Here is a 21,691-nt window from a genome sequence, read left to right on the forward strand (position 1 = left end):
TAAAACTTAACAATAGAAAGAGGAAATAACATTGAAAATGACAAAGCAAAAATTAATTAGTAGCCTTGCGTTAAGCGCATTGGTACTAGGAATTGCAACTCCAGCGTTAGCTGATGAAGCAACATCAAATGCAACTGTAACATTCGTAGAAGATGAAGGCCCAACAGATCCAGGTAACCCAGGTGAGCCTGATCCAGATCCAGATCCAGGTGAACCAGATCCAGAACCAGGTGGAGGTGGCGGTGAAAACGGCCCTCTAAGAATTGACTATGTAACACATATGCAATTTGGCGAACAAAAAATTTCTGGTAGCACAAAAGCTTACCACCCACTATTAGCTAAATGGAACTATGAAGAAGGATCAGTATACATTCCTCAATTCATCCAAATCACAGATAACCGTGGTACAAATGATGGATGGGACTTACAAGTAGAACGTTCTGAATTCCAAACAGCTGACGAAGCTATTTTAGCAGGGGCAGAATTAAAAATTACAAATGGTGAAGTTGTTAACATGGGCGATGCTCCAACTTCTGCAACACCATCAACAGTAAATAAAACAGTAACAATCCCAGTAGGTAGCGCAGCTAAAGTAATGAGCGCTAAAGAAGATCAAGGTATGGCAACATGGTCATATTCATTTGGTGAGCCTAAAGATAGAGAAGAAGCTTCAAAAGATCCAAAAGAAGAAAACCAAGACGTTACTTTATCAGTACCAGGAACAGCTAAGAAAATCGCTAACGAAGAGTACAAATCTGAATTGACTTGGACTTTAGTAGCAAGCGAAGCTTAATCCTCATTTTTTGTGAAGGTTTGGCAGAGCAGAGAACTTTAAGCAGTACCTATTTGGCGGTCTCATATCGAGGATGACCAGCAGGTGATCTGATATAACCAAGTGGGAAATTGATATTGTGATAGTTCTTGAATTGTGTGCAGGGTGAATGCTGTATTATAGAGCATTCATTCTGTTCATATCATTTATTCGAATTTTTGGAACTAAGATATATGAGTGTCATATACTTACGCAAAGCTAAGAAAAGAGGAAAGAAACGAAATGAAAAGTATCATAATTAAAGAAAAACTACTTCGATTATTAACAGTAACTTCCATTTTAGTTGTAGTTGGTTGCCAATTTTTAATTGGTTCTACTACTGCTTTGGCAGAAAACATGAGTTTTGCTGTCACACCAGAGATCCCCCAAAATCAAAAAGATAGAAGCAAGACCTACTTTGATTTAGAAATGAAAGCTGATCAAAGTCAAACAATAGATGTAACTTTAAAAAATAATACAGATAAAGAATTAACAGTTGAAGTGAATGCAAATACGGCTTTTACAAACGACAACGGTGTAGCCGATTACAGTCAGTCAGATAGAACAGACTTTGATAGTACGTTGAAAACACCATTTTCTACTATTGTAAAACCACAAGAAGACGAAATCAAGCTACCCGCTAATGGGCAAGCTGTGGCAAAAATTGATATCAAAATGCCTAAAGAAGAATATGATGGTTTAATCTTAGGCGGATTACATTTTAGCGAAAAACAAGAAGAAACTGAAGACACCAGCGAAGGCGGTGTCCAAATTAAAAATAAATTTGCATACGTGGTAGGTGTTTCTTTACGAGAAACTACAAATGAAGTAAAGACACATTTAGAATTGAATGATGTAGTGCCAACCCAAGTGAATTATCGTAATTTTGTGCAGGCAAACTTACAAAACACAGAAGCTGAGATTGTCAAAGACTTAAGTGTTGATGCCCGTGTTTATACTGAAAAAGGAACAGAAGTACTGCACGAAACTAAAAAAGAAGATATGAGAATGGTACCAAATTCTAATTTTAACTTTCCGATTTCTTGGGACAACAAAGAATTCAAAGCTGGAACCTACCGACTTGAAATGGATGCAGTAGGTGATGGTGAAGACTATCACTGGACTAAGTATTTTACAATTAGCAACAAAGAAGCGAAAAAGTTAAATGACGCTGCCGTTGAATTAGACAAAGATTCTAAACTATGGCTATATATTCTTATTGCAGCAGTATGTATCATCATTCTTTTGTTGATTTTAATCATCTTTGTTTTACGCAAAAAGAAAAAAGATGAAAATGAAAAAACAGAGAATACTCCAAAAACAAAGAATAAGAAAAAAGCTCCAAAGAAAAAAGTCAAATCTAAAAAAGGATCTGGCGACAAAAAAAGAGGAAATAAGTAAATAGTCTAATGACTATGGAAAAGCGAGGCGGCTGATAAATGAAGAAGAGACTTTTAGTAAAATTTAGCTGTGCAGTATTGATTTCAGCGGCTTTCATGCCAATGACACATGCGTTAGCCCAGACAAACACTTTCACATCTGATGAAATAACTGAACACTATAAAGCTAAAGATCTTACAACCTCCGAAAAACAAGAAGAGCTTGAATCCTCAGAAATAGAAAGTGATGTAACTGAATCAACGGAAACAACAGAAACTACAAAGATAACAGAATCTAAAGAAGCGACGACAGATTCTGAACTGGATGTGGAAGAGAAATCAGAAGATATTTCTCCACAACTTTTAACTGATCATGGTGAAGAGTATACAAGAGAGAAGTTCAATATAGATAGTTCCTTTGAAACATTGACACCAGGTACGACTAAAGATGGATTTATTACAGCCGAGAGCGGTGTAATGTTTGGTTTCCGTGGAATGATGGATCGTGCAAGAGCAGGAGTGAACACCACTGGGACGTATTCACATGGTTATTTTGAACCGATCATCCTAAAAAAAGGTTCTAGTACAACTGCCGACCGGTCATATGTTTATAATAATTCCTATTATTTCACGGCGCAAAGTATCAACCCTTATGTGAATGGTACACGAATCAATAAGGGATCGAATAATTCGATTATCGGATTGGGAAATAGTGGGATCACGCGCTATTCTTATCAGAAAGACAAAGAAATGTACTTCTTTAAAAAAGATAGTGAAGATAGTACCACTGGTGAGTTAAGAGCAGTTATGTATACAGAAGATGGATTTGATATTGAGTTTACTTTAGTGCTGGATAAAGCAAAAGGCGTATCCAGTCAAAGATGGGAATTCATCAACAACCGAGAAGAAGATATCGATTTTGCTGTTATGGAATATGTTGATACTTTTGTAGACAGTGACTCTGTGCCTATCTATTCGCTAGGAGCGGATAAAGGTTTTTATATGCAGGTGAAAGGGAAAGAACAATTTAACGTTATCTTGCAAGACAATAATAAAAACTGGTTAACTGCCTATACTCATTTCATTCCAGGGATGATCACTGGTTCTACTTCTGGCGGATACACAAGTGTTCGTTATAACAATGCCTTTGGGGATGACTTTGCTACTCCTGGATATGAAGGCAGAGATTGGACAAAGAATCAGCAAATGATTCCAGGTAGAGATTCAGGGTATCAATTAGGTACAGATGTAAAAACGTTGAAACCTGGTGAGTCCTTGACTACCGGAGCTGATTATTACTATGGTGATGCTAAAACAGAACCAGAGCTTGACGCAGATACACCGGAACATGTCTACTATGATACAGCTAGCACACCTGCGGATATTCATTTTGATTTAGATGATGTTGAAGGGCAAAGTGACAAGCTTTATATCAAATATAATGATGATGAGCCTGAGTTGATCGATGAGTATCAATTAGATGAAAACCATCATACGGATGGCAACATTCCTTTAGATCAGTCTCGCTTACATTTAGGTGATAATATAGTTGAATTATATGCTGAAAACAATATAGGTGTTAAATCGAACATGGTAGATCTAGATGAAGAGGTTCGTCATCTGGAAGCGACACCTGAGATTGCGAAAGTCAAACAAAAGGAAGAGCTCTCATTGGATCCTTTCGATGCGATCATTAAAGAGCATAATACGATCCATGATCCTGTATTAAGTTATGGTGCCGATGGTCCTGTAGATACATCAGACATTGGTTTTAAATGGTCAGATGTCATTTTGGCAGACTCTAATACACCAGATATTGATAAGGTTGAGGTAAAAGTACCAACGAATATTTACGGAAAGAATACTGAACTATTCGAAGATGATTTGGTTGCAATCGATGCAATCGATGTTGAATTGACTGTTGCAGAGGTAAACGCTTGTGAAAATGAAGCAGCTTTACTAAAACTGATCCAAGACAAAGCTGAATTAAAAGCTTGGAAAATGGATGATGGAGCAGACCCTTCAGCAGCGGTGACTAGTACCACGACCAAAGCAGAAGAAGGCACTTATAAGGCTGTGATTACAGCAACAGGTAAAGATAATGCAAAGGTAAATCGTGAGATAAATGTTCTGGTAGAAGATGATGAAGAGCAAGAACTTGCAATCGTCGAAGTACCTGATACTATCGCTTTTGAAAAAACAGCGATCAACTCTTCAACTACTTATGTAAATAAAGAAGAAAATGTGGACATCTTGTTAAACACCTCTTTAGGCGTTGACTGGTTGTTGACTGTGAATGCAGAGAATTTCAAAAATTCTGATGGAGAAGAAGTAGAAAACATCTTAATTAACAAAAGAAACGGACTAGAAGAAGTGGTTTCTCCTACGAACAGTTCCATTGTTAAGGAAGGTTCTGCAGCTGACGCTTCTTCAAACTATGAAATAATGATGTCCAAAGATGATGGATTACTATTAAAAGTGAAGCCAGGGCAAGTAAAATCAAAAAATTACACATCAGTTGTAACATGGACATTGACAAGTGATCCTACAAGATAAGGGGGAAGTTTAAATGAATAATTACAGAAAACGATTTATTTCATTTTTGTTGTGTTTGGGCATGATTGCTTGCTTTAACAGCTTTAATCAGCCAGTTTATGCTTCCAACTATACAACGAATGGTGTGGTAGAATTTACGAAAAGCACTGGAACTACGGACACAAAAGAAACGACAGAAACAACTGAAAAAGAGAATGGACAAAAGCCTTCTGGAGGAAAAGATTCCGAAGATGATTCAACTTCCTCCAGTGTAAAACCTGTTGGTAAATTACCTTCTACAGGTGAAATTATTTCTACTCTTTCAACTGTAGGGATAGGCTTACTCCTTGTGTTGTTCTGTTTATTCCTTCTAAGACAGAGAAGGAGGGAAAAGAATGAAAACTAAGCAACGGTTATTTTTAGGAATGGCAGTATTGATCGCTGGCGGTACATTGATTGGGAACAACGTTTGGGCTGAGGACGGTGGACAGACGAATTCAGATGCTGTTTTACGCTATGAAAAAAATCTTTCTATCGTTGAGCCAGTAGATCCAACTGATCCTCCAACTGTCATTGATCCAGGTGAAGAAAAACCAGGAACAGAAGGACCTTTAAGTATCGATTACGCATCTGACTGGAATTTTTCAAGTCATGAATCTAGTAATAAAGATGAAAATTATTATGCTAGGAAAGATGTTGTTTATACTATTACTGGAGCAGAAAAAGAAGTACCGAACTTTTTTCAAGTGACCGATAATTCTGGAAAAAACGCTGGCTGGACATTGTATATTCAGCAAAACGGCCAATTTAAAACAGAAAGCAGTTCTTTAAAAGGAGCACAAGTTGTTTTACAGGAACCGGAAATCTTTACTTTAGGTGATGGTGATGAACCAGTAGCCAAAGGAATGATTCAACTTGATCCTGATGGACAATTGAGTCCGCTTCTTGTTGCTTCAAAGGATCATGGAACGGGTACTTGGATCGGTACATTTGGTAATGAAGAAGATGCTGAAAAATCAATTCAGCTAAAAGTACCTGGCAATGTCGCTAAAGAAGAAGGTAGATATACAACTTCTTTTACTTGGACATTAGCCACAGGGGAAATCTAAAATTTGTAGCCGGTTAATCTATGTAGCCTCGTGTAAGAATGAAGGTTGTATAGATTAGACTTGTGTACAGGTTTTTGATGTGAATTAAAAATGCTTATCTGAATACGAGAGTGAAGCAAGACGGATTTTTCGTTTTGTTTGACTCTCTATTTTTGTTCATTCAGATAGTTAATAGACACCTTGTCATTTGCCTGAAGGCTTTGCTAAAATAAAGAGGTAGTTATACTTTACTGGGGCTGTAAATAATAAATTGTATAAGAGATTATCGATGCAAATGAATAGAATGGATTAAAAAATCAGGAGAAAATAAATGAAAAAAGCAAAACGGGAGAACTATTCAGTTTCACATACTTGGTATAAGCGTTTTAAAAAAAGATTCTTGCTACAATCTATTGGTGCTTGGATCAATTTGGTCATAGGGATTATCATCTCCTTATTCCTAGTATTTGTTGTATCTGTCGGAATATCGAATTATAATGCTTCGAAAGAAAACATAGCGGAGTTAAAAGAAGAACGCGCAGTTTTTAAAGAAGAAATGCAGCGCTCATTAACAGCTGATCAAAAAGAAAAATTTAAACAAACGCAAAAAGAGTTAACGAGTAGTTGGGGAAATGACGAAGAAAATTATACAGTAACTATTGATGGAAAAGAGTTAAAGATCAACAGAAATAATATTTTTGTTTCGGATAATGCAAAGGTGCTAAAAGATGAAACTAAGCAGAAAATTTATCAGATGAATAAAGAATTTTCACAATTTAATGAGGGACAACAATTGATGGTTGTAACGATTCAATCATTGCCAAAATCTGCAACGATCGAATCATTTGCTACAGCCGTTTTTAATCAATTAGGTATTGGTCAAGCAGGAAAAGATAATGGCATTTTGTATTTGATGTCGATCAAGGAGCGGAAAACAAGGATCGAAGTCGGCTATGGGTTAGAATCAACAGTGACCGATTACCTAGCAGGCTCTATTCTTGATGATGAAGAGACGATTTCAGATTTTAAAAGTAAAGCCTATGATAAAGGCACGAATCGTATTGTAGACCAATTATATAGCCATATCGGTTCTATTACGCCTGAATATGATTGGAAAATAAAAGAGGCAGAAGAAGACCTAGGCGATACTCGAAGGGTTATTATTGTTTTAATCGTCATCTTATTGCTTTGTTCAGGCTGGGGCGTTTTAGGTTTGCTGATGACCAAAAAATTAAAGCAAAACATTAATCAATTGTCGCAAGAAGAGATCTATTACCTGTACCTTGCTGCGCCGTTTTTTATTTTTACTACTCACAGACTTAAGGCGATGATCGATACTGGAAAAATCATGTCTAAGCATAAGGGAGCGAAGCGCAAAGGCAAAAATGTTCTAGTAGGAAATCGTTTGTATGATTCAAGCGGATATATAATTACACGTAATTATATATCGTACAGTTCCTATAGCAACAGCGGATCATCTAGTGGGGGATCATCTGGTGGAGATTCATTTGGTGGTGGTTCTTCTGGCGGCGGAGGCGCTTCTGGTGGTTGGTAATAAAGTATTTTTAGGTTAAATAGTATTGTAGGGCTGCTCCGAAAAGCTTGTGATTTCTATGTACAGTTTTGTGGGCAGCTCATTTCAATTTTTATTTGTTTCAGGATAGTTTTGATAGCGGTTTTTTGTTAGACCATAGTAAAAGGAGTTATTCAGATGTTGAAGTTGCAAAAAAATAAGGGGCTGTTTTTGTTGTTTACGTTATTCTTTGTGTTAAGTGGTTGTAGTAGTATTCCTAAGGAAACTTATGAACAAAAAATTTCAGATATATATGCTCAAAGTGGATTAAATGGAAAAGTATCTGTTAATAGTATCAAAGGACAAGGCTATTTTTATTCAACGCCTTATACAAGAGTGGTTTTTGACTATACTGAAATTGTTGAAGATAAACCTGTGACAATTAGCAATACAATGTTTTTTGAACATAAAACGACGGAGCTTGATGAAGAAAAAGAAGCCATTGGGGCAAAGGATTTAACAGTGTTTAATATGTACTCCGGTGTAGTTCAAAGTTTTGCTTTTCAGGATGAGGCTGTTATGTTAGCAAAAACTATCGAAAAAGAGCTCAATGAGAAAATAGAAATCAAAAATTTTAAATTCAAAGAAGTGGAACCGTACTTGATGACTTTTCGTTTGTTAAATTCAAGTGAGGAGATTGGTTCTTTTTCTGATAATTTTGCGTTGTACAAAAAAGATGTTGCAAACAATCAAACGATGAATAAGCCATTTAAAGGTTATTATGATATCGACATTGAAAAATATATGAAACTTGGACTTATTTTAATTGATATCACATATGAGAATTTATCAGAAGAATTATTTCCAGACACGCTCGATGAGCTGGATCGAAAAGTACATTTAAAGATCAAGCAGTTAGATACATCAAATTTTTATGACGGGATTTATAGATTGTCTTATGATACTGTAACTAAGGATGGAGGACGTACAGGAGGCAGCACGTACACGTTTCATATTCAAGATAATAAAATAGGTACTCTTACTAAAAAATTGTAACGATGTAGTCCGTTGTTTTTTGGTTTTTAGCCTGTCTTTTAGAAAGGGAAAAAATCCTTAGCAGATTATGATACAATAATTGGAAATGAATGCGTTATCTTTTGGCTCGTTCAAATAAAGAATAAAGGGTGTTATGTATGTATGTGGGCTTTGATATAGGCGGAACAACTGTGAAGTACGGTATTTTGGATGAGAATGGAAACATCTTAGAAAAAGGGAGCATTGCGACAGCATATGAGCCTGATGCTTTTTATACGAGTCTGCTAAAAATCGTTCGAGATGCGCAGGCAAACTATCCAATCAAAGGAATTGGTATCAGTGCACCGGGGATCGTTCAAGAAGATGGATTCATGTTAACGGCTGGTGCAATCAGACCGCTGTATGGAGAAAATTTTAAGCAAAAATTAGAATCAGTAACTGGTTTGCCGGTGACGGTGGATAATGATGCAAATGCAGTTGCTATAGCGGAAAAATGGATCGGTAATGCGGTTGATATGGAGAATTATTTATGTCTCGTATTAGGGACGGGCGTTGGCGGCGGCATTGTCATCAATGGGAAAGTCTATCGTGGTGCGCATGGGATGGCAGGAGAATTTGGCTGGATGATGATCGATACATTGCCAGAAGAAGGAAATCTTGAGGATGTATCGATCAACAAACGAACGGCTACTGTGGGTGGTCTTGTGCGTCTGTACAATGAAGCCTTGCAGCAAAATAATGAACAGTATACACCTGTGAAAGATGCAAGAGAGATACTCACATTAGCTGAAAATGGAGATGCACTGGCAACGGCGATTACGAAACAATTTTATGTAGACTTATCCGTGGGGTTAGTAAATTTGATTAGTTGTTTTGATCCGGAAGCTGTTTTAATTGGCGGCGGGATAAGTGCAAATGACTATTTCCTTAAAGAACTTCAAAAAACATTGGAAGAAATCGAAAAAAGACATGCATCTATCAACTATTTAAGAGGAAAAACAATTGCACCTGTGATCCCGACAAAGCTAAAAAATGATGCAGGATTGATTGGGGCTGTTTATCAGGTCCATCAAGTGGTTGCTAAATAATTTATGGTATAATCTTTTTATCGAGTTAAAGGAGATTAACATAAATGGCGATATTTGATTATCTGAAATTAAATGACCTGTCCTCTGTTGAACAAGAAATTTATCGATTTGTTGTCAATAATATAGATAAAATTCCTTATATGCGTGTACGAGATATCGCAGACGGCGCCCATGTTTCATCAACATCTGTATTTCGTTTCGTTCAAAAAATAGGGTTCCATTCTTTTCCAGAGTTTCGATTTTATATCAAGTCCCATTTAGACAATGTCCGTCAAGAAGAAAATAAAAAGCATATTGGTATTGAAGAGCGGGTGAACTCTTTGAATATGGGGATTTTTCATCCGGATGTAGAATATCAAATCAAAAATATGGCACAAAATTTGCGTGATAGTGACTTCATTTTATTTATGGGAATGGGCGCATCAGGTGCAATTGCACAATATATAGCAAGAAAACTTGCAAGTTTAGGCTATTTATCGATTAGTTTGGATGATCTGACTTATCCGATTCGTAGTTTTTTGCGTAAAGATCAAAAAAATGTGATTATTTTTTTGAGTGTCTCCGGTGAAACCAAGGAATTGATCGAAGTTATTGCTGGCTTAGAAGATAAGAATATTGTGAAAAAGTACTGCATTACGCTAAATAAAAAAAGTACACTAGCACAGCTGTGCGATTACTCTATCGAATATGAGATCAAAGAAGAACGTAAAGATATTTTTCTTGATCTTACTAGTCAACTACCATCGATAGCAATTTTAGAAACGCTGATCAGCTATCTTAGAGATTTTCGAAATAATGAATAATTGAATAGCGTTGCAGGGAATTGAGGCTGAGACAAAAGTGTTTAGCTCCAAGAAATAAGAAGAAATTCACGAAAATTGCCAAGCATCACAGTGAGTTTACGAGCTGATGATAATTGGTACCTACCTGGTGCTCTTCAAATTTTTGTGACCAAGTAGGTACTGTGCAACATCAACTCGGTACTCGTTGTGTTTTACAGCAATTTCGGCTTATTTCCAAAGGAGCTGCTTTTTTCTCGCCGTTTATTCGGGTTTAGAGAGCGAAACAAAACGGATTTTTAGTTTTGTCTCGCTCTCAATTTTTTTGTAGAAATCTTGGAACAGGTTGTTTCATTCAAGGAATTTATTTTATTTCTCAAGAATTTTTTCTTAAAAAGGAGGCGCTTACTTTTTTGGGAAGGAAGTTATGTATAATACGCTTATAAATGAAAGGAGTTTTATCCATGCAAAAATTTAATGATATTATTGATCGCTCATTGGTACCAGTTGCAACTAAGTTGAATAATCAACGTCATATAGCAGCGGTCAGAGATGCATTTATGCTGATTTTTCCATTGACGATTTCTGCTTCACTCGTTATTTTAGTCAACAATATTTTATTTTCAAATGACAGCTTTGTCGTGCAATTATTACGATTATCCAGCGTATTTCCAAATTTGGAAAGCGCACAGCAGGTATTGTCTTCAGTAGCAAATGGCACAATCAACATCATGAGTATTTTTATCACGTATCTGGTAGCACAAATATTGGCAAAGCATTTTGATGCAGATTCAACCTTGGTTGGTTTGACAAGTATTGCTTGTTTTATGATTTTATATCCTAAGCCATTTAACGCGGATGATTTAAATGTGGTCAGCACACAATATTTAGGGGCATAAGGATTGTTTGTAGCGATGATTGTCGGCTGTTTAGTGGGAGAATTTTTACCAAAACTATTTAAAGTAAAACGGATGCAAATAAAAATGCCGGAGATGGTTCCGCCAGCTGTTTCTCGTTCTTTTTCTAGTATGATTCCGATCGTGATCGTTGTTGGACTTGCTGCGATCATCAACTTTTTAGTTCTGATGATTGCACCAGAAGGGATCAACGAGCTGATCTACAAAGGGATTCAAAGTCCATTACGTGATCTTGGTGGAAATGTTGTGGGAGTTATGCTGCTGGCGTTTATTCAAACATTACTATTTTCAATTGGGATTCATGGACCGAACACATTAAATGCAGTTCGTTCTGCAATTTTTACAGAGCAAGATTTAGCAAACCTTGATTTTATCAATCAAGGAGGATCGCTTTGGGATGTTCCGTATAAAGAAACATGGGGCGTTTTAAATGATATGTTTGCAAATATGGGCGGTACCGGAATGACGATGGGCTTAATAATTGCCATCTTTATTGCATCCAGACGTCCAGAACAAAGAGAAATTGCCAAGATGTCTTTAGTACCAGGGATTTTCCAAATCAATGAACCAATTATTTTTGGGTTGCCGATTGTTTTAAATCCGCTGTTGATCGTACCGTTCATTTTAGTACCAATGGTGAATATTATGATTGGGTATTTTGTTACAGTTGTTTGGCCAATTATGCCGACCCCAGCAATAGGTGTACCGTGGACGACTCCTGGAATCATTAATCTATTTTTAGGAACAGGTGGAAATATCGTTGCGGTACTGGTCGGAATCATTTGTTTAGCCGTGTCTGTTTGTATCTATTTACCATTTGTTATCGCATCGAATCGGGCAGAAAAAATTGATTTATAAAAGAGTTACATTTATCGAAGGAGCAAAATTATGACGAATAAAATACCAGAAAATTTTTTATGGGGCGGAGCGATTGCGGCGCATCAGGCAGAAGGCGCTTGGAATATAGATGGTAGAGGCCCAAGTACGGCAGATGTAATGACTGCTGGCGGCAATGGGATTCCTCGGAAAATAACCAAAGGCGTTATTGAAGGAGAATACTACCCAAACCATGAAGCAATTGATTTTTATCATCAGTACCAACAGGATATTCAGCTCTTTAAAGAATTAGGCTTGAAGTGTTTACGGACCTCTATTTCCTGGAGTCGGATTTTTCCAAAAGGAATCGAAGAAGAGCCAAATGAAGCGGGACTGTTATACTATGATCGTTTATTTGATGAATTGCTTGAAAACGGTATTGAACCAGTAATCACTCTGTCTCATTTTGAAATGCCGTATTATATTTATGAAAAATTTGGCGGTTTTGCCAACAAAGAGGTCATTCCGTTATTTGTAAAATTTGCGAAATGTGTGTTCCAACGCTATAAAGACAAAGTAACCTATTGGATGACATTCAATGAAATCAATAACCAAGCAGATGGACAAGAACCTTTGCATGTTTGGACAAATTCAGCAATGATCATCGAGGATGAAGAAAAGAAAGAAGAGCTTGTTTTTCAAGCAGCGATAAATGAATTAATAGCAAGTGCTGCTGCTGTGATTGAAGGGAAAAAAATTAATCCCAATTTCCAAATCGGCTGTATGATGGCCTATGTCCCTGTTTATCCATATTCATGTCATCCAGATGATATGATAGCTTCTGTAAAAGCCAACGAACGAAGATTCTTTTATAATGATATCCATGCTCGCGGGAAAATCCCGACCTATGCCACAAAATACTGGGAGCGTAAAAACTATCAAATAGAGATCGATGAAAGTGAATTAGCTATTTTAAAAGAAGGAACAGTGGATTACATTGGGTTTAGTTATTATATGTCTGGTGCGATTTCAACTCTTGCAGAGGTTGCAGGACAAAAAACAGAAGACATCCCTAATGCTAAAATAGTGAAGAATCCATATATCGATGTATCCGATTGGGGCTGGCCAATCGATGAAGTCGGTTTACGCTATGTCTTGAATACAGTCTATCAACGCTATGATTTACCGTTGTTTATTGTAGAAAACGGCTTTGGAGCCTATGATACATTAACCGAAGAACAAACAATTCATGACGAATATCGGATCGATTATTTGGGTAAACATATTGAACAAATGAAAAAAGCAATCGTAGAAGATGGTGTACCAGTCATTGGCTATACGCCTTGGGGAATTATCGATATCGTGAGTTTTGGCAGCGGCGAGATGGAAAAAAGATATGGCATGATTTATGTAGATAAGGACAATCAAGGAAACGGAACTCTTCAGCGGTTGAAAAAGGACTCATTTTACTGGTATCAAAAAGTGATTGAAACGAATGGAGAACAAATCTAGATTAACTGAGTAAGCTTTATTAAGTAAATGATTGGTCATTAAACTAACAGCCATTTCACTAGCTGTTAAACTATGGAAAAAAGATCGGAATATCATTAGCTTGTGTTAGAGAAAAACAATCACAAGTTAATGGTATTTTTTTGCTTTTATTGAGACTGATCCCTAAGGTTTTGAGTTAGAAATCAGTCTCAATAAAAACTGGGGAAACAGTGTAGAAACGTTACACTGTGATAGCTTAGTCCGTTCCTATTGCTGTAACCCGTGAAAAATTGGACTCGTGAATTTTTCTTATTTAGCCGCAAAGAATAATCACCATTTTTACCCTTACTTTGAATTAAACTAGCTGCTTGTCTTCCTCCGTTTATTCGGATTCTAAGTGACTAGATTGTCACTCATAGAGTCATGCCTTAGACTCCTTTTTCTGAGCAATTTCCGACATTTACTTATCTACTTAACTCGATTCTTCTGATATTCCAAAGCGCCACTCCTAAAAATAGAATACTTGATACGACCAAGATCATTACGGGTACAAAAATTTCATGTTGATAATTCATCACGATCCCCAGCTCTTTTTGAACGGCTTGGACTGCTTCTAGTGAATCTGAAGCAAAAGCATTTCCCGTTAGAATTCGTCGAATCAAAACAATTCCGCTAGTTAAGGGGAAATATTGAATGACATTTCTCGTTGTCTCTGGTAAGCTGCCGATCGGTACGTAACAGCCAGTTAAAAAGCCAAGCAATGGACCGATGATCGAAGTCATTGTTGAAAAAGTATCGATTTTGCGGAAGAAACTTGCAATAAAAAACATAAAAGCAGAGGAACACAAAACTGTCAATAGACTTGACAACGTAAGTAAGCCAAATTGTGTCAAAGAAAGCAGCTCCCCATGTGAAATGAAAACAATATACAATTCAGATACAATGATCACACCAAAAGTAATGATCGTTGAAATGAAAAAAGTGCTAAGAAAATAACCTAACATGATTTGTTGTTTTGAAATCGGTGAAATCATGAAATCTGTATAGACATTGCGCTCTTTGTCACGAATCAGTTGACTAACGGAACCTAATGTAGAACTGGCAGAAGCAATTCCGATCACGCCTGCTAACATCCATGTATCAACCACTAGCTGCGGGTGAGTAAGCATCGATAACTGAGCGACGACACTGTCACCTAATAAAAAAACATATAAACCAATTAGAATCAATGCGCCTATAAAAGAACCAACCACTGCCTGTTTGTTTTTAAAAAATAACGATACCCCTCTATATACTAACGCATTCATATTAGATTCTCTCCTTTTTAGCGATTGCCAGAAATACATCTTCTAAAGTAGTACACTGGTAGTGTTTTTTTAAGTTTTCTGGTGTGTCATAAGCGACTGTTTGCCCTTCAGCAAGCATTAAGATATTGTCCGATTCTCGGGCTTCTTCCATGTAATGCGTCGTTAAAACAACCGTCATCTGGTATTTTTCTTTTAACTGATGGATCAAGGTCCACATGTCTGCACGAGAAAGGATATCCAGTCCTGTAGTGGGTTCATCGAGAAACAATAATTTAGGCGTATTCAACAAAGCTCTAGCGATATCCACTTTTCGTCTTTCACCGCCGGACAAAACACCGTAGCGTTTGTTTAGCAAATGACTGCCTTGAACGTCCTGCAATTTTTCGATTGTCAGTGCGGTTGCTTTTTTCCAATTTTTTGTGTAAAAATAAGCTCTCATCACTAGATTTTCTTTTACTGACAATTCAGCATCTAAAATACTATTTTGAAAGACAACCGAAATCAATGATTTATGCTCGAGAGAGTGTGTATGCATCTTTTTTCCAGCTAAAATTATTTCCCCAGTATCAGCTTTGACCAAGCCTAAAATAATGGAAATCAATGTCGATTTTCCAGCACCGTTTGGACCGAGGATAGAAAATAATTCACCACTATTGATAGAAAATGAGATAGCATCCAATACAACTTGTTCCTTATATTTTTTTGCGATGTTCGATACATGTACTAATTGAGTCATTTGTTTTTCTCCTTTTTGTTCTTGTTGATAAATCAACTATAAACGTTAGGATTTCCCTGAACAATAGCATTTGTCTAAGTGGTTGGAATTTGGAACTAAGAGGTAAAAAAGAGAGCGCAACAAAACTAAAAATCCGTTTTGTTGCGCTCTCTAAACCCGAATAAACGGCGAGAAAAAAGCAGCTCCTTCGGAAATAAGCCGAAATTCACAAAAATTTGAAGAGCAATTTTCGTGAATTTCGGCTTATTTCTTGGAGCTAAACGCTTTTATCTCGGCCTCTTCGTTTTTGAATAAATTGATTGATTTCATCTGCTTCTTTACGGTCATTACTGTACATGATAAATCTAATGAAAATATAAATCAAAATGACGATCACAAAATTCAACAGCAGTCCCCTTACGCCAAGTTCCCAATGCAATAAATGATTTGCAAGGGTTATTTGCGAACAAATGATGAATACGTAAAAGACTTGATTAAGTAAAATTCTTCGATTAGAATACTTGTCATTATCCATGATAAGAAAATGCAGTGAACTAGAAATCGCTGCAATCAGCAGCATATAGCCAAGAGAATGAGTTAATCCCTCACTTTGTATAAAAAAATTGATAATAACTAATGTTGTAAATATTAATGAGGTTAAGCGGAACGTTTCTTTTAGGTAGTTGATTATCCTCATATTATCGCTCCATTCCTAGTCCTTTTTTTAATTCCGGTACATACTTTCTTGAAATTGCCACTTTCTCTTCGTTTGTCAGACGAGCTTCAAATCGTCCGCTAAGTAAAGGCGAAATTGCTTGAATCGCTTCAATATTGAGTAACATTGATTTTGATACACGAATGAAATCGAAGGGAATCAATCGTTCCTCCAACTGGTAAAGCTTATCATTGCTTTGGTACACTTGTTTTGCGGTATAAATAAAGCTTCTTTTATCGACGACTTCAATATATAAAATATCAGAAAATGAAATTTTATAGAGGGCATTCTTAGCTTCACCGATTAAAAAATGTTCTTCTTCTTTGAGAATGCCAAGTACTTTTTCGATTGTTGGCGATAGTTGGTGAATTTTAAATGTTGCTTGCTCTTCGAGTGTTGCATCAACAATTTCGATAGTTGTTTTCACGCCAGATTCCTTTCTAATGTAGACTTGTTGCCATCATTATAGCATAGACCGCAAGCTGGGGAAGGCCAGAATGTGATTATTTGTCGTTTCAAAAGCGTCGTAGTACACTAATGAATAGAAAGAAATTTATGAAGGAGGAAGAAAAATGAAAGTCACACAGTTATCTATCGATACATTAAAGCGAGCACAAGAACGCTTTGAAGAAACATTGGATCAAATGAGTGCAGAGGAAGCAAACACAATGCCTCACCCATTAATCAAATCAGTCACTTGGCTTATCTGGCATACTGCACGTGAACTGGATTATCAAATTTCAGAACTGAATAAGACCGAGCCATTGTGGTTGGCAGCTGGCTGGAGCACAAAATTTGCCTTGGATGTACCAGATGATACAGAGGATTGGCATCATTCACCAGAGGAAGCGGCGAAGGTGGTTGTAGAAGATAAAAAGCTATTGTTAGATTATTTAAGCGCCAGCATAGACTTAACCACTCAGTATTTAGAAAGCCTTGATGAAAAATCCCTTAATGATATTATCGATCCAAACTGGACACCGCCTGTCACTCGTCAGGTTCGTTTAGTTTCTGCAATCGATGATGCGATCATGCATTCAGGTCAGGCTGTTTACACAAGAAGATTAGTAATTGGTAAATAGAATAGACAGCTAAGGTAAAAGATAAGAGTTTTTACCTTGGTCGTTGATCTAGGAGCAATAAGCTTGAGAGAACTCATAGAGTTGTATCTTAGGCTTTTTTTCTTTTTGTTAAAAGAGTATACGAATTTTTTCTATTTAAGTTTTCTATTAGTTTTCAGAAAATTGCCTTGACCAGTACATAGAATCTATCGTAAAATAGTTAGGCAGCGAACTATTAATGCGGAGGCGAACTATGAGTAGAAAAACTGCATTGAGAATTAAAATATTATCCAATGAACTGAATAGAAAAGTGGCAGAACTTTTGAAGGAAGACGGAGAGCCATCATCGGGTATACAGATGCGGATACTGAATTTTATTCATCGGAAAAATCATGATTCAGCACCTGTTTACCAAAAAGATATTGAACAGGAATTTGATATCCGTCGTTCGACCGCTAGCGGTATTTTACAAAGGATGGAAAAAAGAGCATTTATTGAACGTCAAAGCTGCAAGGAAGACAATCGTTTGAAAGCTATTTTTTTAACGGCTGCTGGTCAGCAAAAGGTAAAAGAAAATATTAATAAACTGGAAAATTTTGACGATCTACTGATCAAAGATATTCCAGAAGAAGAGCTGACCATTTTTTTTCAATTGTTGGAGAAACTATCTGAAAACAGCAAAAAAATCAACATAGATAAGGGAGGTAACTGATTGTATGATAAAAAAATTACTTGCTAATGTAGGTGAGTACAAAAAAGAAAGTATCATCACACCGATCTACGTTACAGGAGAAGTCGCATTGGATATTATTATTCCATTGATCATGGCGATGATGATCGATAACGGGATCGAAAAAGGAGATACAAAAGCTATTTTAATGTATGGTGGATTGTTATTTGTTTGTGCAATCATTGCGCTATTTTTTGGAGCGATGTCTGGTCGTTATGCAGCAGTGGCCTCTGCCGGCTTTGCGAAAAACTTACGAGACAATCTGTTTTCAAAGGTACAGGCATTTTCTTTTTCTAACATAGATCGCTTCTCTACCTCAAGTTTGATCACACGAATGACAACAGACGTAACGAATATCCAAAATGCGTATCAAATGATTATTCGTTTGCTTGTGCGCAGTCCATTGATTTTCTTTTTCTCACTGTTGATGGCTTTTAAAATCAATGGAGATCTTTCGATTATTTACTTAGCAGTGGTGCCATTTTTAATGATCGGTTTAGGTTTTGTGATTTATTTTGCCCACCCCATTTTTGAAAAAGTCTTTCGGATCTATGACCGTCTGAATAATGTGGTTCAGGAAAATCTTCAAGGGATCAGAGTTGTTAAATCCTATGTTAGAGAAGATTTTGAAGATGAAAAATTTAAAACTGTATCAAAAGATATCTATAAGAATTTCTCTAGAGCTCAAAGTATCGTTGCGTTTAATAATCCGATCTTACAGTCGGCAGTGTATACTTGTATGCTGTTGATTTCATGGCTAGGGGCGAAATTTGTCGTTGGCGGAACGTTAACAACAGGTGAGCTGGTTAGTATGTTTACGTATACGATGCAGATTTTGATGAGCTTAAATATGTTATCTATGGTTTTTGTAATGGTTATTATTGCACGTACATCTGCTGAGCGTGTGACCGAAGTCCTTTCTGAAGAAAGTGATCTGAAAAACAATGCTCATCCGTTATATGATGTACCAAACGGTAGCGTGACATTTAAGGACGTTTGTTTCAGTTACGCGAACGATTCAGAAAAATTGGCTTTGATGCATGCAAATATGTCGATCAAGCCTGGTGAAGTGATTGGGATCGTCGGTGGTACCGGAAGTTCAAAATCAACACTGGTTCAATTGATTCCACGCCTTTATGATGTGACAGAAGGAGTAGTAGAAGTTGGTGGTCATGATGTACGTGACTATGATTTGAAAACACTCCGTGATCAGGTCAGCATGGTGCTGCAGAATAACGTACTATTTACTGGAACAATCAAAGAAAATCTGCGCTGGGGAAATGAAGATGCGACGGATGAAGATTTGATTCGAGTGTGTAAAATTGCTCAGGCAGACAGCTTTATCCAAGAATTTCCAGATAAATACGATACGATGATTTCTCAAGGGGGAAATAACGTTTCTGGCGGACAAAAGCAACGTTTATGTATTGCTAGAGCGCTGTTGAAGCAACCAAAAATTTTGATTATGGATGACTCAACGAGTGCAGTCGATACTAAAACAGACCGCTTGATCCGTGAAGGAATGAGAAAAGAAATTCCAGGCACAACAACCTTTATCATTGGTCAACGTGTGTCCTCAGTGCAAGATTCTGATCGAATCATTGTAATGGACAAAGGACTGATCAATGCCATCGGTACGCATGATGAATTGCTAGCAACTAATCCGATTTATCAAGAAGTGTATGAATCTCAACAGAAAGGATTTGGTGAAGACGATGAGTAATGATCCGAAAAAAGGCGCTCGCGGCCCTCAAGATCCTTTAAAAACGTTGAGACGGTTATTTTCATATATGTTGAAAAAATACAAAGGATTGCTGGTTTTAGTTATACTCTTTATCTTGTTGAGTACGTATGCCAATGTACGCGGTTCTTTATTTCTCCAAGTCGTAATCGATGATCATATCACACCTTTACTTGGACAAAGCAATCCAAACTTTTCTGGACTGCTAAAAGCGATCACGACAATGGCGCTGATTTATGGTATGGGGATTTTAAGTAATCTATTTTACAACTTGATCATGGTTCGAATCAGTGAAGGAACCCAAAAAGAAATTCGTGACCAAATGTTTACTCATATGGAAACTTTGCCGATCGGCTATTTTGATTCGAACTCGGATGGAGATATCATGAGTCATTTTACCAATGATACAGATACGCTGCGTCAAATGATCTCACAAAGTATTCCTAACTTGCTTGCGGCAGCAGTGAGTTTTGTCAGTGTCTTTATTGCAATGTTTTCCATTAGTGTCCCTTTGACGTTGATCGTGATCGTTTCAGTTGGAGTCATGATCCTAACGATTCGTATGATTGCGGGACGAAGCAGTAAGTATTTTGGCAAGCAGCAAAAAGACTTAGGCTCAGTCAATGGTTATATTGAAGAGATGATGCACGGGCAAAAGGTTGTAAAAATATTTAACCATGAATCAAAAGTCATCGAAGAATTTACAGAGTTAAATGAATCTCTTCGTCAAAGTGCGACACAAGCGAATAAATATGCCAATAGCTTAATGCCGATCATGATGAATTTACTGAATATCCAATATGTTTTGTTAGCGATTATTGGCGGTTTATTCTCTGTGTATGGTGTTTCGGGATTAACGATCGGAATGATCGCTTCTTTCCTACAACTAAGCCGTTCATTGAATATGCCGATCAGCCAAGTATCGCAGCAAATCAACTTTGTCATCATGGCCTTAGCTGGTGCTGATCGAATTTTCCATCTGATCGATGAGAAACCTGAAGTTGACGATGGCTATGTAACGTTAGTAAACGTAACGAAAGAAAACGGTCAGTTAGTAGAAAACGAACAGCGTACAGGTACATGGGCGTGGAAACATCCTCATGAAGACGGCTCTGTGACCTATACTGAGTTGACTGGAGATGTCCGTTTTGAAGATGTTTCGTTCGGCTATACAGAGGACAAAAAAGTCTTAAAAGATATTCAGTTATATGCGGAACCAGGTCAAAAAGTAGCCTTTGTTGGTGCTACTGGTGCAGGTAAAACAACGATCACGAATTTGATCAATCGTTTTTATGATATTCAAGAAGGAAAAATCCGTTATGACGGAATCAACGTGAAGAAAATCAAAAAACATTCGTTAAGAAGATCGTTGGGAATCGTTTTGCAGGACACGCATTTATTTACAGGAACGATCATGGAAAATATTCGTTATGGTAATTTAGGTGCTACAGATGAAGAAGTTATTCAAGCAGCCCAGTTAGCGAACGCGGAAGCGTTTATCAATAATCTTCCTGAGAAATACAATACGGTGATCACAGGAGATGGTGAAGGTCTTTCTCAAGGACAACGCCAATTACTAGCAATTGCCCGGGCAGCAATCGCTGATCCGCCGGTAATGATCATGGATGAAGCAACATCCAGCATCGATACACGGACGGAAAAGCATGTTCAAGCCGGTATGGATCGCCTGATGGATGGCCGTACAGTCTTTGTTATTGCACATCGACTATCAACGATTCAAAATTCTGATGTGATCATGGTGATGGATCACGGTAGAATCATTGAACGAGGCAATCATGACGATCTATTAGCGGAAAAAGGCGTTTATTATCAGTTGTATACTGGTAAAGTTGAATTAGATTAACTTCTTTTAACAAGTTAGTGAAAAGCGGCTGGGCGAGATGATGCTCAGCCCTTTTTTAATGCTATTTACGGACAACTGTTTTAACTATTTATTCTATGATATGATG

The 21,691-nt window shown here is 37.1% G+C and carries 18 protein-coding genes and 1 pseudogene; 15 read left to right on the forward strand and 4 right to left on the reverse strand.

Annotated elements, in window-relative coordinates; all coding sequences use genetic code 11:
* Window positions 1-37 precede the first annotated feature (37 nt).
* The 11 genes and pseudogenes from BCR25_RS15645 (at window position 38) to BCR25_RS15695 (ending at window position 13,473) form a co-directional block, all read left to right on the forward strand.
* Window positions 38-793, forward strand: a complete 756-nt coding sequence (locus BCR25_RS15645) for a WxL domain-containing protein (protein WP_139124606.1) — start codon at window positions 38-40, stop codon at window positions 791-793.
* 261 nt (window positions 794-1,054) lie between these two features.
* Entirely contained in the window at window positions 1,055-2,212 is a 1,158-nt protein-coding gene (locus BCR25_RS15650; protein WP_069664539.1) for a WxLIP family cell surface protein, read from the forward strand.
* A 38-nt stretch (window positions 2,213-2,250) separates the two neighbouring features.
* Window positions 2,251-4,746: a hypothetical protein gene (locus BCR25_RS15655; RefSeq protein WP_069664540.1), complete on the forward strand. Its 2,496-nt coding sequence runs from the start codon at window positions 2,251-2,253 to the stop codon at window positions 4,744-4,746.
* Between the two features lie 13 nt (window positions 4,747-4,759).
* On the forward strand, window positions 4,760-5,131 hold the full coding sequence (locus BCR25_RS15660; protein WP_069664541.1) for an EF2685/EF0750 family sortase-dependent surface protein: 372 nt from the start codon (window positions 4,760-4,762) through the stop codon (window positions 5,129-5,131).
* Entirely contained in the window at window positions 5,121-5,834 is a 714-nt protein-coding gene (locus BCR25_RS15665; RefSeq protein WP_069664542.1) for a WxL domain-containing protein, read from the forward strand. Before BCR25_RS15660 ends, BCR25_RS15665 begins: the two co-directional genes overlap by 11 nt.
* Window positions 5,835-6,144: 310 nt before the next feature.
* The gene (locus BCR25_RS20605; RefSeq protein WP_069664543.1) at window positions 6,145-7,368 is read left to right on the forward strand and encodes a TPM domain-containing protein; all 1,224 of its coding nucleotides are present in this window, start codon (window positions 6,145-6,147) and stop codon (window positions 7,366-7,368) included.
* A 156-nt stretch (window positions 7,369-7,524) separates the two neighbouring features.
* Window positions 7,525-8,382, forward strand: coding sequence for a hypothetical protein (locus BCR25_RS15675; RefSeq protein ID WP_069664544.1), 858 nt, complete (start codon window positions 7,525-7,527; stop codon window positions 8,380-8,382).
* Between the two features lie 137 nt (window positions 8,383-8,519).
* Window positions 8,520-9,449, forward strand: a complete 930-nt coding sequence (locus tag BCR25_RS15680; protein ID WP_069664545.1) for an ROK family protein — start codon at window positions 8,520-8,522, stop codon at window positions 9,447-9,449.
* Window positions 9,450-9,493: 44 nt separating this feature from the next.
* The gene (locus BCR25_RS15685) at window positions 9,494-10,252 is read left to right on the forward strand and encodes a MurR/RpiR family transcriptional regulator (RefSeq protein ID WP_069664546.1); all 759 of its coding nucleotides are present in this window, start codon (window positions 9,494-9,496) and stop codon (window positions 10,250-10,252) included.
* Between the two features lie 440 nt (window positions 10,253-10,692).
* Window positions 10,693-12,003: pseudogene (locus BCR25_RS15690) on the forward strand (PTS sugar transporter subunit IIC).
* Between the two features lie 30 nt (window positions 12,004-12,033).
* A complete protein-coding gene (locus tag BCR25_RS15695) occupies window positions 12,034-13,473 on the forward strand; it encodes a 6-phospho-beta-glucosidase (protein WP_069664547.1) in 1,440 nt (479 codons plus the stop codon).
* A gap of 443 nt (window positions 13,474-13,916) precedes the next feature.
* Here the strand turns inward: BCR25_RS15695 and BCR25_RS15700 are convergent, their stop codons facing one another.
* From BCR25_RS15700 to BCR25_RS15715, 4 genes are all read right to left on the reverse strand, one after another.
* Window positions 13,917-14,759, reverse strand: a complete 843-nt coding sequence (locus tag BCR25_RS15700; protein WP_069664548.1) for an ABC transporter permease — start codon at window positions 14,757-14,759, stop codon at window positions 13,917-13,919.
* A gap of 1 nt (window position 14,760) precedes the next feature.
* The gene (locus BCR25_RS15705) at window positions 14,761-15,495 is read right to left on the reverse strand and encodes an ABC transporter ATP-binding protein (protein WP_069664549.1); all 735 of its coding nucleotides are present in this window, start codon (window positions 15,493-15,495) and stop codon (window positions 14,761-14,763) included.
* Between the two features lie 256 nt (window positions 15,496-15,751).
* Window positions 15,752-16,171 carry a DUF3021 family protein gene (locus tag BCR25_RS15710; RefSeq protein ID WP_069664550.1) on the reverse strand — a complete coding sequence of 140 codons (420 nt, stop codon included), beginning with the start codon at window positions 16,169-16,171 and terminating at the stop codon, window positions 15,752-15,754.
* A gap of 1 nt (window position 16,172) precedes the next feature.
* Window positions 16,173-16,616 carry a LytTR family DNA-binding domain-containing protein gene (locus BCR25_RS15715; protein WP_069664551.1) on the reverse strand — a complete coding sequence of 148 codons (444 nt, stop codon included), beginning with the start codon at window positions 16,614-16,616 and terminating at the stop codon, window positions 16,173-16,175.
* 145 nt (window positions 16,617-16,761) lie between these two features.
* On the opposite strand from BCR25_RS15715, the gene BCR25_RS15720 reads away from it, so the two are divergent.
* From BCR25_RS15720 to BCR25_RS15735, 4 genes are all read left to right on the forward strand, one after another.
* Entirely contained in the window at window positions 16,762-17,271 is a 510-nt protein-coding gene (locus BCR25_RS15720) for a DinB family protein (RefSeq protein ID WP_069664552.1), read from the forward strand.
* A 232-nt stretch (window positions 17,272-17,503) separates the two neighbouring features.
* Window positions 17,504-17,962, forward strand: a complete 459-nt coding sequence (locus BCR25_RS15725; protein WP_069664553.1) for a MarR family winged helix-turn-helix transcriptional regulator — start codon at window positions 17,504-17,506, stop codon at window positions 17,960-17,962.
* A 4-nt stretch (window positions 17,963-17,966) separates the two neighbouring features.
* Entirely contained in the window at window positions 17,967-19,703 is a 1,737-nt protein-coding gene (locus BCR25_RS15730) for an ABC transporter ATP-binding protein (protein ID WP_069664554.1), read from the forward strand.
* On the forward strand, window positions 19,696-21,585 hold the full coding sequence (locus BCR25_RS15735) for an ABC transporter ATP-binding protein (protein WP_069664555.1): 1,890 nt from the start codon (window positions 19,696-19,698) through the stop codon (window positions 21,583-21,585). Before BCR25_RS15730 ends, BCR25_RS15735 begins: the two co-directional genes overlap by 8 nt.
* Window positions 21,586-21,691 lie beyond the last annotated feature (106 nt).

Source organism: Enterococcus termitis, from assembly GCF_001730305.1.
Classification (GTDB): Bacteria; Bacillota; Bacilli; order Lactobacillales; family Enterococcaceae; genus Enterococcus_L; species Enterococcus_L termitis.